Origin of the sequence: Siphonobacter curvatus (genome assembly GCF_002943425.1) — a bacterium.
Taxonomy (GTDB): Bacteria; Bacteroidota; Bacteroidia; order Cytophagales; family Spirosomataceae; genus Siphonobacter; species Siphonobacter curvatus.
Genome location: NZ_PTRA01000001.1, coordinates 2,087,603 through 2,103,553, shown reverse-complemented (window position 1 = coordinate 2,103,553; position 15,951 = coordinate 2,087,603). Strand labels below are relative to the sequence as shown.

The window sequence follows — 15,951 nt, the reverse complement described above, 5'->3', positions numbered from 1 at the left end:
TCGGATACTTACGGAATATTAATTCAACGAATGATACAAGAGAAAGCTCAGCAAGCGTTCGAATGTTTGCTGTTCCTCGATGGACGCTCCTAGTTTAGCCACCTGTACCCGATACAAGTCGATCAGCCGTAAAAACCGTTCGTGATTACTAAATCTGGCGACGATAATTCCCTTAAAACAACGATGAATCTGATTATACAGAAACTTGCTAGGTTTGGTCGGTTCATCGTTGAGCAGGTGATTCAACGCTTTCAGCGAACCATATTTTTCCATAAAGGCAAATCCCTGATTCAATAAAAATTCCTTGATCTGGTCGCAAACGTCGTTTAAATCTTCGGTGCTTTGCAACTTGTACCGGAAATATTTATCGTCATTAAATTTCCCTACTGAAATCACCAGTGTATTTGCATCTTCGCGATATTCCTCGGCATTATCGAGAAATTGCTGGGCTAGAAATTCAATTTCCTGGTGCCGCAAACCAATGCTTACATCCAACCAGATTTCGTTGGTTCGATACGAGGTAGAAAAGACAACATTGTAGAATCCAACCGGCGTTTGCTTTCTGAACTGCTTTCGATCCGAAAGCAATTCAAACCCATTCTCGGCGAAGAAAACACTGAGTTTTTGATACAGTTCGGTTTCAAAAGGTGTAATAATCATAAGCAATAAATCATTGATTGTCTGTTGATTAAAGTTTATTACTTCTTTAGGATTTCAAGGAAACCGGAAGTAGTTCAACTCAGATAACGGTAAGCATAACGGGTCTCTATACGTTATCTCAACAGAAGGTAACACATGATTTTCACTGACTTTCAGCGAAACGACTGCCGGGTGGCAAGGTAAAAGGATACTTTAGAAATGAAAAAGATTTTATTATTTTCTGACACACACGGCTGGTTCGACGAAGCCCTTGATTCACACTGTCGCTGGGCGGACGAAATCTGGCACGCAGGAGATTGGGGTACCAGTGTGTATGAACGCCTCCAAATGTATGCCAGACCCATTCAGGGCGTATACGGAAACATTGATGGTACGCAAATACGTTCTCTGTTTCCGCTGATCAATCATTTTACCTGCGAAGGGGTTAACGTGGGTATGACCCATATTGCCGGAACGCCCGGCCGCTACAAACCTGACGCCCGTCAGCTGCTACGGGAGCAAAAACCCGACGTACTGATCTGTGGACATTCGCACATCCTGCGAGTCGAGCGGGATTCCAGCGGTATGTTATTCATGAATCCGGGTGCAGCGGGGAAAGAAGGCTTTCATCGAATCATGACAGCACTCCGCTTTAAAGTCGATCAGGGTCGAATTTTTGACGTAGAAGCAGTAGAGCTTGGCAAGCGAGGCAAAATTCCTGACAATTTTTCCGTCTGACCCCGTACGGAATGGCCTTTTAACGAATCGAATCCGCATAACTTAAAAAGATCATGAGTACGCTCGAAGGCATTCATACGTTACGAAAACTAATCATGGCGGGCGATAAGGTACTGGTTCGCCCCAGTGATGGTCAGCAGAAAACCCGTTCGGGTTTGTACTTACCTCCTACCGTTACGGAGAAAGAAGATATTCAGCAGGGCGTAGTCATCAAGGTAGGCCCCGGTTTTCCAATTCCAGCGGCCAGCGATGAGGATGAGCCCTGGAAAGAAAAAAAAGAAGACGTGAAATACGTTCCGCTACAGGTACGCGAAAACGATCAGATTTTATTTTTACGTCGGAATGCGTTTGATGTGGAAATTGATGGTGAAAAGTACCTCATTATTCCTCATTCTGCCATACTATTGATGGTACGGGAAGATGAACTAAGTGAGCTGGGCTTATAAACAAAGGCCTTTTCTGAACAATTTATCAGAAAAAGGAGTTATATTTGTGAACCTGAAAATGAAAACGATCATTTTCGCCCAATCAACATCCGGGGACGACGGGTATTGACAGCGGGTTGAAGTTGCGGGTGTAAGCATGTCGGAAGTTGGAAGAACCTTCCGTGTAAAATTCTTCTAAAACAATAGCTGGCAACAATAGCTACGCTATGGCTGCTTAATCCGGAGGATTAACCATTAGCCATCGTTCCGCCGAACCGTCACACTACCGGGTCGGAGTTCGGGACGTCGAAAGGTAGTGTCTGAGGGGCCCATTTCGTTAAGCCCTAATCAGTACTAGCGAATACGGAATCCGTTCGGTTTGTTGTCGACCTGACGAATTCCCGACAATCGAAAGACAACTAAGCATGTAGAATATGCGTGGCGTCCCTGTTCTGGACGAGGGTTCGAATCCCTCCGTCTCCACTAAAGAGAGAGTCTCAGTTTGAGGCTCTCTCTTTGTATTATTATGGGTCTTATCTTAGTCTAACATCCCTGATTCGGCGTAGTGATAGGCTTTTCCTTTAGTATCAAGTACAACGGGTGAGACAATGAATAGATCGTTCTTGACGGGCACGGACCACTTTACCTGCCCCGTTGCCTCTTCAACGGCATACAAACGCTGGTCTCGGCCCCCGACGTAAATCATTCCGTTGACAATGACAGGACTGGTTCGAAATGCCTCATTGCTCTGAAATACTTTTTTGAAACTTCCTGTCTCTTCATGCATTTGATAAAATCCTCCATCCTCAGCCCCCATGTACAGGTATGACTTCGAGTAAAAAGGCGAAGACCAGCCAAACCCTGGCTTTTCTGGTATATCCCAAATCAGCCGACCGTCTTCTTTTGCTAGAGATATCAGGCGATATTCAAACGAGCCTCTATATCTTATAAACAGATGTTCCGGTGAAGAAGCAAATAATCTTGTCCTCGCGGTTCCAGCAAGCCGTTGACTCCATTTTATGTTGCCTGTTTTTAAGTCCAGTCGAGTCACTTGTTCATAAGGCTTAGGAAATCCGAAGGGACTGGAGGGGTCTGGTTCTGAGGCGTATGAAAACACATACAAAGATTCATGATCGATAACAAATGGGGATTCAGTAAATTCTTTTAATGTGGTTCGCCATTTAACTGTACCCGTGGAAGCCTCTATAGCGGTAATAGCACTCGATCTGATATATATTATTCCGTTTTGAGCATAGATCATTCCATCATTAGCCAAGGAAGTTAACTCCCATTTCTTTTGCCCAGTCGTTGCATCTAAACCTACTAAATAATCAATCCCGCTGATACATAGTATGCCGTTAGTTAATACTATATTATTGGTGGATAGATTAGCCTTGTCAACCTTCACTTCCCATTTCAAATTCCCCGTCTGCACCTCGTAGGTCTGAATGGTTTGATCAAGGGTTGGCATATAGAGCAACCCATTGGCTACCACAAATCCTTCGCTTACGGGATGGTCAATTTGCTTTTCCCAAAGTGTTGCTCCCGTTTGAGCATTAAAGGCATAAAGCCCACCCTTGCTATCAGCTATGAAGATGGTTTGATTGGTCGCAGGTTCCGCGGGCGGATTGTCTTTTCTGCAGGCACTGAAAACATAGCACAGGGCTACAAAAAGGAAAGCAGCGGAAAAAAACTTCATACAGGGCAGTAGTGGACAACGCGTTGACGCAAAGATAGCAGGAAGTCAATCACAGCCTCAATCTTACGTATATTCTGGGCAGTGTCCGTCCTGTGATAATCACCTATCGGGAAATCTTCGTAGTGCTCCCTAAACAAAACAAGCCCAACGACTGCCGAGCTTGCTTGATAGAGGTTCAATCTGATGTCGAGGTCCTTCACCTTTAGGTTTAAAATCCTGATAATCAAAGTCCTCAATTTTGAGGAGACCTTATTTGGCTTTTAAACCTAATAAATACTCTTGTACGACAAGTGTATCCCCTTTCGCTACTTTAGTTATATAGGATTCGTCAAATTCATTTAACGTGCTTAAAGAATTACCCCTATTTCCTCTTTTATAAAAGTAGCTGATTCGGGGCATTTCTAGCTGGTTGTAATCCCCATACGCCGCATACACCTCTCTAACTTTGTATAATCTAACTTCATTAGGTAGATGCATATAGTCCTCAATGATGAGATTATGCTTTACGATCTCATTTATTGGAGAGTTAGATAACCTAATAGCGTATATGGGACTAATGATGACTAACTCTTTGCCTTTCCTAACCACAGAACGCCTAGGGTTTGAATACACATCAAACTTTCCCACTACCACCGAATCGGAATGCGTGAAGGTGATAAGGGTATCAGCAGTAATGGGGCTCTTCTCATACCCAAAGTAGCTCGCATGCTTTGTATATCTTTCAAATCCTGTGTAGGTGGAGTCTTTTAGAAAAGCACTGATAATGGACTGATCGGTAATTTCTTTGCCAGCCGTAAAAAGTCTAATCGGGGTTTTAGCTTTTACATAATCCATCACCAGGTAGCGAGGAAACGGGATCGATTCGTCTTGATCTTTTTTGCAGGACCAGAGCACTAAAAGCAAGAATGCTCCTACCAATAACGGTACTTTTTTCATGAGGCAATAGAACTTCGTGGCAAGGTGGACGTGGACAAAGATGATTAGGTGTAATGTGTGTGCAATATAACACGCTAGCTGACCCTAATAAAATCCACTACCTCCAACGGATCCGGATTGTTGAAGATTTTCCGGCCGTCTACTCGGACCAGATATAGACCCGCGTACCTAACAATAACGTGTAACCCCAATGATAGCGAGTCTATAGCCAGCCAGATTCCCAGTTTGACCAATGGTTATTGGGTTCCTGCGTAGGCTTCCAGTGAGCTGGATCCTGCGTCGCCAAGACCTTTGCAATCAACTGAAAGGTTTCCTGGCTGCTGGGCACGTTGAATTTATCGTCTTCGAACCTACTCATAAAATGAAACGAGTCCAGGGTCATTAACTTAGGTAAGTCTTTGGGAAGATATTGACGAAGTTCATCTTCCGTAGCACTAATCAGAGCTGGGTTAGTTTCGTTGAAATACCTCAGCACATTATCAAAGCTGATGAGTTTTTTAGGGTTATCATAGTCACTAATTTCAATACCTAACTGCTCATAATCTTCGTAATTGTTATTAAAAGCAACCATTTGATTTCGAATCATTATTTCCTTCACCTCTGCATCGATGAGTTCGAAGGTCTCCTCTTCACCTACGCCCTTGTTTTCGATTCTTTCAAATTCATCACTATCAATAAGCACAATAGTGCTATAGTTAGTGATGTGTTGCCTCCCTGGACGATTTTCTAAGAGAGAATCCATACAATTACCCATATAATACAAGGCAATTTCTCCAATTAAAGCTCGGTGCGGCAGAAAGAAGCTAGTACCCGTCTTTTACCGGCCTCCCTTCAAGTACTCCCGACCCTCCTGTTCAACGATGCTGGCCTCACTTAGTAGCGTCATATCAACGTAAGCTAGCCCGGTATAACACGCAAATAGATAACAGTATACGGTCTCCTGCACTCGTTTAGTAAATACAGTTCGCTCTAGCTTTGCTATTTCCTTCTCCGAAAGATGTTCCAGGATGGGCGTTTTGTTCACCTTCACCCGATAGTTCGCCAGTCGGTTTTCTTTTACGTGACCATTATACCATCACTAGAGCAAAAATGACTTGACAAACTGCTGGCATTTCTGAGCGTAGGCAAGCTTGCAACCCCGAAGCAATACCAGTTCTTGTAACGTTCCAAAATAAGGCCTCGTAGCTCCTCGATGAGTAACGACATTTTATTCTCGTGGTCAAGAAACTGGAGAAACAGCTTCACTTTATGGGTGCGGGTAGCCAGTGATGACTTAGCGATTTGTCCTACCTGAGCCATCTTGCCGGACTCCTCCAAATAGAGGTTGACGAGTTTAAGAACGGGCTTTTCAAAGTTGCCTGAGGGTTTAAACCTCTCTTTGAGCTTAGGGGGCGTAAGCTTTTCTTGGCGAGATTCGAAGTAGAGAATAATCGAACGAATCTAGCTTTCGATGCCATCGAGCTGAGCGTTATTGGCCAAGGATATAGCGTCTCTGCCTTTGTAGCGACGTAAACGGAAGTCCCAGTTTTCGCGGGTAACCCGAAGTCCAGTGGAGCCCATGTTAACCCGGGTGCCATTGAGCATGACCTTTGTATATATGACCGGAAATTCTTTATCGGCAATGCCGTCGGTGCGAAGATGAAAAAGGAAGCGTAATCATAATGGTCAGTGGTTTAAGATTTGATTTGTGGAGAATCTTCACAAAAAAGGTTAAAAAAATAGACTCCTTAGTTAGAAGTGAATTTGACAACAGTCTTAACCTTGACTTTCCCATATTCATGAAGGATTTCGAGCATTCTCTTGTCTGAGGTTCCTTTGTAGTGTATATAGTCCCTCCAGGCATTTGTAAACTTGCTTTTCTTGACATCAGCTGGTAATGAGGGATCGATATGAGCAAGCTACCCTTTAAACGCCTCCTCGATACTTGTAAATGTTTGCATGGTTCAAAGGCGTAGGACTCGTGGAATATTCCCACAAATAATTCAAGAAATATTTTACTTCCATCAAAAGCTGCGTTTCTAGCTCATAGGAAGCCCTTAACTTCTTTTAACGTAACCCGGCTTGGGTGATTAAAGGTTGAGCAGTAGCTTTCTGCCCTGAACTATTCGACCTTATGAAAACCTTTTACCTACTTACCTTCCTGGTGGTTGCCTTCTTTTCCTGTAAGCCTGACTCCAAAAATCCTGACAAAGCAGGTCAACCTCGTGAAACCCAGGATTGGCTTATTCTAACGGCCCCTGAAGAACGGGAAGTCTGGGGTGTGTATGGTAACATTGACAGTACGCTTGTCATTTCAACGGGCTATAAGCTCTACTATACGCAAGATCGAGGCAAGTCCTGGCATAAGAGCGATTATTCAGTTATGGCTTGGGTGATGGCCTTTGCCCCCCGGGCAGACACTCTATTTACCTTGTCTTCTCAATGGTCAAGCTCTGCTTATCCAGAAAAGTACGCCGCTAACCCTGGCGATTACAGCACAGATCAGGGCAAGTCTTGGTTTAGCATTCCTCCGCGTACGTTAACCATTGCTCAACGCGACAGCTTACGCGTACCTCGTAACCGCCTAAAAGCCGCGAATGGAGTGGTGTATGAAATTGATCAGCTGTTAACACCCACGTGTCCCAATTGCTCGAGTAGCTATGTCCAAACCATAGGCTATAAGACGTCCACGGGTCGCCGGGTAGCTTTGCCTCAGGAGCATCAGATCCAAAGTATCTATCTGGACTCTCAGCAACGTTTATACATCTCCGGCTCCGCTGCCGTATGCGGAGGTATAAAAGACTTCAAGTTCTGCGATGGGCAGCGTGGCGTCATCTATATCTCTAAAAAACCATTACCTTGATCTGACTATTCATCCAATGAAGAAGCCTACTCGCTATCACGAGTAGGCTTTCTTGTAATTGATAGACACAGTGGACTATATAGCTAAGTCGTCTTTGCTCAACTGCTGGACTGATTCGTCTCCTGAAAGCCCTGTTTACACCCAATTCTGCCCTCGAAAAGCCTTCCAGCTATCTGACTTAGCTATCTACTATATATTGGGCCTCTACAAAGAGGGCTTGAGGGAGAAGGTCGAGAAATACCGGGTTTTAGGGTAGGTGGTTGCATGCGAGTGCTTATTTATTTACCTCTTCCTTTCTAGACGGATGATCGACTTCAATACATCCTGCCGATATTTCTTGCTTAACATCCATCGGGGCAGACGGCTTGCTAAAGTCTGGTTACTCATTTCAACGCCATTCCGCTCCCTGAGCTTTGCTTCCACATGTAATCGTAAGAACGCTAGGTGCTCGTAGTTATAGGCCCACAACTCATTGCCATGACATTCCGTCGTTAACCAAAGCGTATAACCCCCAAATGAAGAAAGCCCTGCCGCCCTGTAATTCTTCTCAAGCTTAGAGTAACCACAGCTAAAACAGGTAATTCGGAAGGTTGAAGTTTGCTGGACTATCGCCTGCTTGTGGCAAGATGGGCAGACCACATAGATGTTTCGCATAAAATCCTGCAGATAGATCGTATAGCCTTCTTTACTACGCATAATCATAAGTTTAATTCCAAAGGCTAATATAGGAGTTAAGGTGCTCGCGTGCGAGTGCAGACACTTCACATTTGGCCGAGGGTCGTTTGTAAAAGTCTATACAGTATTAAACCATTCGTAAGTCTCTTCAAAACATGGGACATATGGAGCGTTGATACCTGAGTATATGCCCACTCCATTATTGAAGATCATCCATCTTAGAGACCCGCACAGAATCTGTATTCCTACACATTTGTCTAAATTACCGCTTATGGTCTGGCTATTAATAACAAACTCCTTTCGGTCTTTAGAATAAAGGATCTGATCTACTTTCTTTCCAATTAATTGATACTCCATCTCACTACCAGAAACTTCACAGACTTTACATCGACCCGGTACTGTTAACTCTTTTGCTTTGTTTACCATCAAAGTCTTTTCTAAGCATACATCTATACGTTCCCCATCAAGAGCATCTTCAATCACTAGCAGTACTTCAGAATCTTCGAAACTAATCAATACTTGTTCTGAAGGCTCTGCCCCTTTTTCCAAACCATCGTCGAAGTTTACCCAGCAGATTTGCTTAATAGTTTTATCAACCCCTCCTCTAAGAGAATCTCTAAGTTCTAATTTCATTTGTTGGTAATCTCTAACGTTATATTAAGTACTAGTTATGTTAAGCCAAAAATGGCCACCACCGCCTGGTCTTCTTAGGACTGCCCTCTGCATGAAAGTACCTAGCATAACTTCCCCCGTTGCTTTGCTTGCTATCCAAGTCTACCGTAAAGGCTACCCATTCATCCTTATCATCTATGGGATCATGACTATATCCCTGAAGCAATCTACCTTCTAAGCTTAAATCCTTGATTCCATCCCAAGAAAGTCTGGAACTGGTCCACTGCTCTCCCTTTGAGTTAAGAATGGCAATAGCGGTGGCACTGGCAGCAACAACTTCGCCTTGAGGGGTACGTAAAGCCATTTGTAGATCACCACCGAAGCTAGAAAGGGGCTTAACCTGATTGCGATTCATTACATAGCCCCTGCCGCCAGCAATGACTAGCGTTAGATCCGTTTCAGGGAAGTCAAATACCTGATGAAAGGTGGTATCTCCAAGGTTAAAGTTAGCTACCCAGCTCCCGCCATCGGTGGTATAAAACCTAATAACAAATCCTTCGCTGTAAAGACTTAAAAATGGATGGTCTGTGGGACTCACAGGTATATACATGGGGCCATACGGTGGAAGGCTTTCCAGGATTTCGTATCGTTTCTCCAATAGGTTATTACCTTAAACTGTTCTATAATCCGTCAGATGTTGAACTAGCGAGGACTATACCATTTCTTCCGATTGATCACGCTAATCAAATGCTCCAAGTCAAATGTTTTTAACCGACGATCAAGTTTAACTTCCCCGAACCAAGACGTACTGATTTCGTATTCGGTTGCCTGATAATCCAGGGGCTGATAATCCGTCATATCGATCTCATATTTAATAGCGAGGTTTTTCATTAGCTCTACACAGTCATCACCGTCAATGCCTAAGCCCTCAAAAAAAATAGGATTTGCGGGTACCGTGGTGCCTATAGCAGATTCTATCATACGTATTAGTTCTTGACGATTAGAGTCTGTCATGGTTGTGCTCCGTTGTAGAATCAAAGGTTATGTAAAGCTTTTGAAAGCGTATAAAAATCAAGGCTTGGCAAAATTAGAATCATTTTCATCTAACTCATCGAAAGGCCCAATCCCTTGAAAGGAACTAACATATTTAACTTCATTCTGGAGTATAGCCCATTCCATCCCATGTTCTTTCTCCCATTCACAACTCAGTTCTAAATGTATAGCTGGAACTACATTACTATACCCTATAATCAAAGCCCTAGGGTCAACCAGAGCAAGTACTTCTCTTTCGTTTTCAAAGTGCCTGATAGGTTCACCCATCGCTTCTAAACAGGCATTGCAATAGCGAATAGAGGCTTGACATAGTTTAGAAATCATTAAATCACTCAGGTCTACTAACAAGCCTACACATGCATTGGCATACTCGATATGATCGGCGGTAAACTCTATCACAAGAATGTCCTTGTTGAATAGAGGAAAGTAAACGTGTCCCTGTAGGGTGTCAGGTAAGAGAGGATCGACACTGATATTTTTGATAAGCATAATAGCTAAGAAGGAAAAAGTGCTACTTCAGTGTTCTATGGTCAAACGTTAGGTTAATTGACTAGCTAATATACTGATAAAAGGCTTGCCTAAAGCGGTCAAAATCCTGGCTTAGCAGGTGTCCATACAGCGTTCACACATCCACCCTCTAAATATCCTTTTTGGAGACATTATAATGCCGCCCTCACCGGTATTTAGCCGACTCAGTTTTGAGTTGACCTCAATCATGAAGATTTGCCACGTTCTACTATCTTTAACTAGTATTCGTTATCGCAGCTATGACACCCATTCGCATTGAAAAGGTAGGAGACATTAACTTCACCTATCCTTATCTGGAACTCTTTAAAGAGCAGCAGTTGAATCCTTTTATGGAGATCGGCATTACCGACGACCGGGAGCTTTCCTTCACGATTTACCCCATAGCTGAAAAAGTAGTATTGACTCTAGAGCAATGGGAAGGCATTTTAACCACCGCTAAAGAATTCCTGCCTAAAGCGTTGAGGGACGAAGATAGCTTTCAAGAATGGTATGGTAAAGAAAGCAAGCCTTAAGCTAAAAGGTGATCCTGAATCAATTTTAAAAGGTGCTTACCATCTTGCCCCCCTTCAGGGGAAGCAAGGGATTACCACTTGACTGAATGAGAGCCATCGGATGACGCAAAATTGCGTTCTCCCAAGTCAAGCCGACGGATAGCCCAATATTGGACTCTCTTACGCTAAGCTCTATAGCCTTAAGGTAACTCGGGATTACCTTTTGCAAAAGGTGGAATAATCCCACGTTATAGCTATGCTCCCAGCAAAACTATAACGATAGGAATAGCCACAATCCGGGTTTAAACACCTCTAAATAGGGTTTTGGTTATGTGAAGGCCCAGCAAAAAATGAGTCGTTACAATTAGGTTCTTCAGCGTGCAGAAGTCGAATCCCAATCCCCTCTAACGAGTCTTCTATTAATGAGCGAAGCGAATGGCCTGTTAGCTAGAGAAGTCCACTGCGGGGGTTCGTCATGATGAAGAACGCCAACGCCCCGCCCGGAGGAAAAATCACATCGCTGATTATCAGGCAGTTTCGGTTTACCGGATTGAGGTTAGCTATCTAGTACACTTTTGAATCGACTAGTTTGTGTAGATTAGATGCTATAATTCCTAGCCTCATCTTATGCCTCGTTTATCTCTAGCCGTTCTTCTGCTGGTCACTACTTTTCTCTCTGCCTGCAAAAGCAAGTACGACGAAGAAATGCCGGCCGACTTTTCATTTGTGATTATCGCTAGCCATTACGATTCCTATGACTCATCTAAGGGTATTTATACCAAATTTCATACAGGTATCAATTCTAATTCACAGGCTCATATACCCTTGTCTATGGCAAAAAAGAAAGCTTTTTATCAAGCCTTTTGCGAGGCTGATTTTCAAAGTTTCCCTGAGTATTTTGAATGCTTCGGTGGAGGAGCCTTTCCTTATTTACCCGAAGAATTAATCATTTATTACAAGGGCACTGTTCAAAAGGTAACCTACAATCCAACCTGTGATGCAAGTCCCCTAGAGATTATTAAAGTCAAACGCTATAAAGCTTTACGATCCCAACTCAAGGACTGGATTTATAATCAAAAAGCTGTCAAAGAATTGCCCGATCAAAAAGATATAATACTGCTATAAGAATCCTCCACTAAACACCCCGGGGGTGGGTCAGACGCCTTAAGCAACCGGGGAGGGTTTGACAGGTACCCTTTCACGCTCGAAGGTATACAGTTCTTGTCCATTCACTTAAATGACCTCATACGAAGCATTACAACTCAACCTCTTTGCTCAAGGGCTTCTTTCGGTGGAAATACTAACCGAGTGCTTGATGCAATGGAGTGAATCCAGTCAAAAGGCCCTCCTCAGCGATCTACAACTCCTTATCATTCAATCGAAGCCCAAGGAAGAGGACATTGAAACAGCTATTACTAACAGCCGTCTAAAACGCACGTACACGCCCTGTGTGGTGCTGAAAACCTATGGAGTGAAGACAGGCATCACCCGAATCATTGAACTGCCCAGAGGCGAACTATTGAAGTCTTATCTATTGATGCTCCATCTATTCCAAGTCGCTTACTTGCGTCGCTATGAGCTAGAAAAGAATAATCCTAATAAATGGTGGTATTGGGATCTGTCGCAAAGCGTCAACCTGGAAAGGGCCAAGCACGTGTTAGGAATGTCTTGATGTTGTTACAGGCAGGTCATTCGAGAATGCAGGAATTATACTAAAATTCTAGTAAAAGGTTAATGCTGTCTTGATGGCTATAGAGACTTTGCAAAATCAGGATGTAAACTTTTTAACACCTTACTAATCAGCACTTTGTAATTTTTCTAAATTATTGAAAAATTCCCTAAGCCATTAACAATCTTTCCGCACCTCCGCTGATAGGCTATTAGATGAACGGTTTGCCGGCGTCTATCCAGCCCTTTAATTTGCAGTATTTAAATCTGTACCGTTATGCGTAAAGCTTTACTATTCTTATTCCTTTTGTTTCCTTTAATTGTTCACAGCCAAGCACCTGAACCTAAAGAAATAATCATTTCACCCACTCATAAGCTTCCTCAGTCTTTATTTGATAACGTCACCAGGCTTTCTCAATGAAACACTATTTCCTAACCGAAGCGACTATTGTTTTGTTTGCACGGTTCACGACACTAGCCAGTACTTGACCATCTACCACTAAGTCGCTTACAAACGTTTGCGGCTGTCCGCTGTCACCACCTGCAGGCACTTAAAGCATAGCAAAGGGCTACAGAAAGGAAAGCGGCGAAAAAAAACTTCATACAGGTCAGTAGTGGACAAAGGGTTAACGCAAAGATAGTAGGAAGTCGGTTACAGCCTCAATCGTACGTATATTCTGGGTAATGTCCGTCCTGTGATAATCACCTATCGGAAAATCTCCGTAGTGCTCCCCTAACAAAACAAGCCCGACGACTGCCGAGCTTGCTTGATAGAGTTTTGACCTGATGTCGAGGGCCTTCACCTTTAGGTGAACCGCCTCATTATCAGAGCCCTCAATTTTGAGAAGACTCCTTGACATTAACCATTTAAATCATTAACACTGAGCTGGTAAAATCTAGCCAAGTAGTGAATAACCTTTTACACAGTTCAGTCCCGTAACTCTAAAGACTATTCAGCAGTTGCAAAAGCGTTTCAAAGTCCACAGGTTTGGTTAAGTGCCGGTTAAAGCCTGCCTCCTCGGCCTTCTGCTTATCTTCGTCTTGTCCATACCCCGATACCGCAACAATAAACAGGTCGTGTCCCCAGGGTTGCTGACGAATCTGCCGACAGGTCTCATAGCCATCCATGTCCGGCATGCCAATATCTAAGAGGATTACATCGGGACTAAGACTCTGGGCGACTTGTAAGCCCGCTATTCCACTGTTTATAGTATGCACCTCATAGCCTTTGATTTCTAAGAGCATACCTAGCGTGTAAGTAGCATCGGCATTATCATCGATGAGTAGAATACGGCGGCGAGTGAGTTCTGTTTTTGCCCCAGCCTGCTCTGAGCGAAGGCCACCGGCTCTGGTCCACGTGGGTAAGTACACACTGAAGGTACTCCCCTGGCCCAGGCCCTTGCTCTGGGCCTCCACTTTGCCACCGTGTTTTTCAACCAGCCGCTTGACCAGCGTAAGGCCTATCCCTAGTCCTCCTTTCGCCCGAGCTAGTGAATTATCCACCTGGACGAATAAATCAAAGATAGCCGAGAGCTGATCCGGTTCCAGACCAATCCCATTATCCTCTACCCGAAAGACCACCTCTCCTCCCTGATGTTCCAGAGTTAACACGATCTGTCCTTGCTCAGGAGTATAGCGGGTGGCATTGTTTAATAGATTTATGATTACCTGTACAAGTCTAGTAGCATCCCCCTCAATTTCAATGGGTTCGTTAGGTAAGCGGACCTGGAGGGTCTGGTGTTTTTCCTGAAACAAATGGCTTACGGAGTCAACGCCCTGGCGGACCAGTTCTACCAGATTAACGCGTTCTTTCTGCAGGTGGATCTTACCTTGGCTGATGCGACTGACATCCAATAACTCATCGACCATGCGTACCAGATGATCGGTTTGTCGACTCATTCGCTCGACAACCGTCCTGGTCTGGATGCTTGTCGAGTCCGTCATCGATAAGATTTGCAAGCCATTTCGAAGTGTAGCCATGGGATTACGAAGCTCATGAGCCAACATGGCCAAAAATTCATCTTTGCGGCGATTAGCCTCCTGAAGTGCCTGCTGAGCCTGCTTGCGGACTGTGATGTCGCGAAAAAAGACCGATAAACCGCCGCCTTTACTTAGGAATATGTTGACGTCAATCCAGGTAGCGACTAAGGGCGACATCGTTTCAAACTGAGCTGATTTACCAGTTTCCAGTACTTCATAGTGCTTACGATACGATTCACTCCCTACCGCATTCGGAAATTCCGTCCAGGAGTGCTTACCAAGGAGTGTATTACGATCACGTCCCCAAAGCTGAGCTGCTTTTGCATTGACGTACGTAAAGTGAAACTGGGCATCCAAAGCGTAAAAGGCATCCGTTGTACTTTCGAGAATGTCTATCATTCGCTCATGAGCTTCTTTAAGAGCATCCTCAGCCTGTTTCTGAGCCGTTAGATCACGCATAACTTTAGTCAGCCCAATAACTAGCCCTTGCTCGTTTAGTAATGGGGTGGTCATTCCTGAACCATAAAAGCGGGACTGATCCTTTCGCAGATGCCAACGCTCATTTTCGGCCTGCCCTTCGGTAAGGGCTTTTTCTGCTTCCTGTTGAGGAGCCCCCTGAGCCCGGTCTTCAGGCACAAAGAACAAATCGCCCAACTGCCCGATAATTTCCTCTTCCTTCCAACCCAATAAAGCTTCAGCACCAGTACTCCAACTGGTAACTCGTCGGTCTAAATCAAGAGTGAGAATGGCGTAGTCTTTTGCACTTTCAAAGATGAACCGTCGAAGTGCTTCCTTAGGCGTGGATTGGTCACGGGTATTCATAGATATTGGATAATTATAGGCTAGTCGAGTGGATGGGAGACTTCTCTACTACTTTCATGCCAGCACTATTAGCCTGCTCTACTAGCATAGTATCCGTAGCTACTTCTGAATTGCTAACTTTTTAATTATCAGATAATTTGTTTATCATTATTCCCGCTTCTCACCTGGTGAATGAGGAGAGAAGTGGCCATTAATACTCCCAACGTTTTGCAAGGCTTTGGGAGTTGTTCGTTACATGGATCACCTTCTTTTTCCCTAGCTGATCATGAACCTTTATCTGGTGAATTTTAAGCTCACTTAAAAACGCATAAACCCGCTCAGCAACACTAGACGGGTTTATGGTTTCAAAGCTATCTTTTTTAAGCTGCCGTTTGCCCAAAGCCATCTAATCCTGGGCATCGACGTCGTGACGCTCTTTTGCAAGCTTGCTCAATAGTTCAACCATTGCCGTGAATGCTACAGCCACATCGTAGCGTTCCTCCTCCTCAAGCTGATGAAGGGGAATAGAAACCGCATTAAGTAGTTCTAACGTTTGAAAAAGATCAGCCTCCTAGAGAAGCCCTAAGAGGCTGAAAATGGTTAGTAGATGGCAATCCAGATGAGGTCCTTTAGCCGCTCTCTCTGTTCAGCGAAGACGTCGTTCGATTATTTAAAATCACGGCGGGGCAGTGAAAGAAGGAAAGCGTTGAAAAAAAATGGATTGTTTAGAACGGAAATATCTATACGTGATGGACTGTCATGGGGTCTTCAATGTGCCGGCAGATGGTCTCGATCCGATTCGATGATACTCGGCTACGTGCTGTCTTCCATCGTCTTCGACGTTTATGTACAGAGACGTTGGAG

The 15,951-nt window shown here is 44.1% G+C and carries 18 protein-coding genes and 1 other RNA gene; 7 read left to right on the top strand and 12 right to left on the bottom strand.

The annotated features are described in order from the left end of the window. Positions 1-18: 18 nt before the first annotated feature. Positions 19-666 (bottom strand): hypothetical protein, encoded by a 648-nt coding sequence (locus C5O19_RS08680; protein WP_262509717.1) that lies wholly within the window; start codon positions 664-666, stop codon positions 19-21. Positions 667-858: 192 nt separating this feature from the next. Here C5O19_RS08680 and C5O19_RS08675 point away from each other — a divergent pair, with 192 nt between their 5' ends. The 3 genes from C5O19_RS08675 to ssrA all read left to right on the top strand — a co-directional run bounded on the left by C5O19_RS08675 (position 859) and on the right by ssrA (position 2,288). Beyond that, a complete protein-coding gene (locus C5O19_RS08675) occupies positions 859-1,377 on the top strand; it encodes a metallophosphoesterase family protein (RefSeq protein ID WP_104711370.1) in 519 nt (172 codons plus the stop codon). Between the two features lie 53 nt (positions 1,378-1,430). After that, positions 1,431-1,823 carry a co-chaperone GroES gene (locus C5O19_RS08670; protein WP_104711368.1) on the top strand — a complete coding sequence of 131 codons (393 nt, stop codon included), beginning with the start codon at positions 1,431-1,433 and terminating at the stop codon, positions 1,821-1,823. A gap of 91 nt (positions 1,824-1,914) precedes the next feature. Then, positions 1,915-2,288, top strand: a transfer-messenger RNA (tmRNA) gene (ssrA, locus tag C5O19_RS08665). A 52-nt stretch (positions 2,289-2,340) separates the two neighbouring features. On the opposite strand, the gene C5O19_RS08660 is transcribed toward ssrA, so the two are convergent. The 4 genes from C5O19_RS08660 to C5O19_RS25980 all read right to left on the bottom strand — a co-directional run bounded on the left by C5O19_RS08660 (position 2,341) and on the right by C5O19_RS25980 (position 6,021). Beyond that, the gene (locus C5O19_RS08660; protein WP_104711366.1) at positions 2,341-3,501 is read right to left on the bottom strand and encodes an outer membrane protein assembly factor BamB family protein; all 1,161 of its coding nucleotides are present in this window, start codon (positions 3,499-3,501) and stop codon (positions 2,341-2,343) included. Between the two features lie 249 nt (positions 3,502-3,750). Beyond that, positions 3,751-4,437 carry a hypothetical protein gene (locus C5O19_RS08650; RefSeq protein WP_133163330.1) on the bottom strand — a complete coding sequence of 229 codons (687 nt, stop codon included), beginning with the start codon at positions 4,435-4,437 and terminating at the stop codon, positions 3,751-3,753. A gap of 202 nt (positions 4,438-4,639) precedes the next feature. Further along, positions 4,640-5,200 (bottom strand): DUF7003 family protein, encoded by a 561-nt coding sequence (locus C5O19_RS08645; RefSeq protein ID WP_394341769.1) that lies wholly within the window; start codon positions 5,198-5,200, stop codon positions 4,640-4,642. A gap of 677 nt (positions 5,201-5,877) precedes the next feature. Beyond that, positions 5,878-6,021 carry a hypothetical protein gene (locus tag C5O19_RS25980; RefSeq protein ID WP_165795974.1) on the bottom strand — a complete coding sequence of 48 codons (144 nt, stop codon included), beginning with the start codon at positions 6,019-6,021 and terminating at the stop codon, positions 5,878-5,880. Positions 6,022-6,550: 529 nt separating this feature from the next. On the opposite strand from C5O19_RS25980, the gene C5O19_RS08625 reads away from it, so the two are divergent. Beyond that, positions 6,551-7,279 (top strand): beta propeller repeat protein, encoded by a 729-nt coding sequence (locus C5O19_RS08625; RefSeq protein WP_104711354.1) that lies wholly within the window; start codon positions 6,551-6,553, stop codon positions 7,277-7,279. 282 nt (positions 7,280-7,561) lie between these two features. Here the strand turns inward: C5O19_RS08625 and C5O19_RS08620 are convergent, their stop codons facing one another. From C5O19_RS08620 to C5O19_RS08600, 5 genes are all read right to left on the bottom strand, one after another. Continuing rightward, on the bottom strand, positions 7,562-7,975 hold the full coding sequence (locus C5O19_RS08620; RefSeq protein ID WP_133163329.1) for a hypothetical protein: 414 nt from the start codon (positions 7,973-7,975) through the stop codon (positions 7,562-7,564). Between the two features lie 96 nt (positions 7,976-8,071). Continuing rightward, positions 8,072-8,587, bottom strand: a complete 516-nt coding sequence (locus C5O19_RS08615) for a hypothetical protein (RefSeq protein ID WP_104711351.1) — start codon at positions 8,585-8,587, stop codon at positions 8,072-8,074. 40 nt (positions 8,588-8,627) lie between these two features. Continuing rightward, positions 8,628-9,164, bottom strand: coding sequence for a ligand-gated ion channel (locus C5O19_RS08610; RefSeq protein ID WP_165795973.1), 537 nt, complete (start codon positions 9,162-9,164; stop codon positions 8,628-8,630). A gap of 104 nt (positions 9,165-9,268) precedes the next feature. Continuing rightward, positions 9,269-9,457, bottom strand: a complete 189-nt coding sequence (locus tag C5O19_RS25975) for a hypothetical protein (RefSeq protein WP_165795972.1) — start codon at positions 9,455-9,457, stop codon at positions 9,269-9,271. Between the two features lie 180 nt (positions 9,458-9,637). Beyond that, a complete protein-coding gene (locus tag C5O19_RS08600) occupies positions 9,638-10,108 on the bottom strand; it encodes a DUF6985 domain-containing protein (RefSeq protein ID WP_104711345.1) in 471 nt (156 codons plus the stop codon). A gap of 278 nt (positions 10,109-10,386) precedes the next feature. Here C5O19_RS08600 and C5O19_RS08595 point away from each other — a divergent pair, with 278 nt between their 5' ends. The 3 genes from C5O19_RS08595 to C5O19_RS08585 all read left to right on the top strand — a co-directional run bounded on the left by C5O19_RS08595 (position 10,387) and on the right by C5O19_RS08585 (position 12,310). After that, positions 10,387-10,659, top strand: coding sequence for a hypothetical protein (locus C5O19_RS08595; RefSeq protein WP_104711343.1), 273 nt, complete (start codon positions 10,387-10,389; stop codon positions 10,657-10,659). Between the two features lie 606 nt (positions 10,660-11,265). Further along, the gene (locus C5O19_RS08590; RefSeq protein WP_104711341.1) at positions 11,266-11,763 is read left to right on the top strand and encodes a hypothetical protein; all 498 of its coding nucleotides are present in this window, start codon (positions 11,266-11,268) and stop codon (positions 11,761-11,763) included. Positions 11,764-11,875: 112 nt separating this feature from the next. After that, positions 11,876-12,310, top strand: coding sequence for a DUF5958 family protein (locus C5O19_RS08585; RefSeq protein ID WP_104711339.1), 435 nt, complete (start codon positions 11,876-11,878; stop codon positions 12,308-12,310). A 938-nt stretch (positions 12,311-13,248) separates the two neighbouring features. On the opposite strand, the gene C5O19_RS08575 is transcribed toward C5O19_RS08585, so the two are convergent. Next, complete coding sequence (locus C5O19_RS08575; protein ID WP_104711335.1) at positions 13,249-15,108, bottom strand: PAS domain-containing hybrid sensor histidine kinase/response regulator; 1,860 nt, start codon at positions 15,106-15,108, stop codon at positions 13,249-13,251. A gap of 190 nt (positions 15,109-15,298) precedes the next feature. Next, a complete protein-coding gene (locus C5O19_RS08570) occupies positions 15,299-15,493 on the bottom strand; it encodes a hypothetical protein (RefSeq protein WP_104711333.1) in 195 nt (64 codons plus the stop codon). Positions 15,494-15,951 lie beyond the last annotated feature (458 nt).

Bases quoted from the DNA above. Each gene is read 5' to 3' on its own strand.
- C5O19_RS08675 (WP_104711370.1), top strand. From the start codon at position 859: ATGAAAAAGATTTTATTATTTTCTGACACACACGGCTGGTTCGACGAA.
- C5O19_RS08670 (WP_104711368.1), top strand. From the start codon at position 1,431: ATGAGTACGCTCGAAGGCATTCATACGTTACGAAAACTAATCATGGCG.
- C5O19_RS08660 (WP_104711366.1), bottom strand. From the start codon at position 3,501: ATGAAGTTTTTTTCCGCTGCTTTCCTTTTTGTAGCCCTGTGCTATGTT.
- C5O19_RS08650 (WP_133163330.1), bottom strand. From the start codon at position 4,437: ATGAAAAAAGTACCGTTATTGGTAGGAGCATTCTTGCTTTTAGTGCTC.
- C5O19_RS25980 (WP_165795974.1), bottom strand. From the start codon at position 6,021: ATGCTCAATGGCACCCGGGTTAACATGGGCTCCACTGGACTTCGGGTT.
- C5O19_RS08625 (WP_104711354.1), top strand. From the start codon at position 6,551: ATGAAAACCTTTTACCTACTTACCTTCCTGGTGGTTGCCTTCTTTTCC.
- C5O19_RS08620 (WP_133163329.1), bottom strand. From the start codon at position 7,975: ATGCGTAGTAAAGAAGGCTATACGATCTATCTGCAGGATTTTATGCGA.
- C5O19_RS08615 (WP_104711351.1), bottom strand. From the start codon at position 8,587: ATGAAATTAGAACTTAGAGATTCTCTTAGAGGAGGGGTTGATAAAACT.
- C5O19_RS25975 (WP_165795972.1), bottom strand. From the start codon at position 9,457: ATGAAAAACCTCGCTATTAAATATGAGATCGATATGACGGATTATCAG.
- C5O19_RS08600 (WP_104711345.1), bottom strand. From the start codon at position 10,108: ATGCTTATCAAAAATATCAGTGTCGATCCTCTCTTACCTGACACCCTA.
- C5O19_RS08595 (WP_104711343.1), top strand. From the start codon at position 10,387: ATGACACCCATTCGCATTGAAAAGGTAGGAGACATTAACTTCACCTAT.
- C5O19_RS08590 (WP_104711341.1), top strand. From the start codon at position 11,266: ATGCCTCGTTTATCTCTAGCCGTTCTTCTGCTGGTCACTACTTTTCTC.
- C5O19_RS08585 (WP_104711339.1), top strand. From the start codon at position 11,876: ATGACCTCATACGAAGCATTACAACTCAACCTCTTTGCTCAAGGGCTT.
- C5O19_RS08575 (WP_104711335.1), bottom strand. From the start codon at position 15,108: ATGAATACCCGTGACCAATCCACGCCTAAGGAAGCACTTCGACGGTTC.
- C5O19_RS08570 (WP_104711333.1), bottom strand. From the start codon at position 15,493: ATGGCTTTGGGCAAACGGCAGCTTAAAAAAGATAGCTTTGAAACCATA.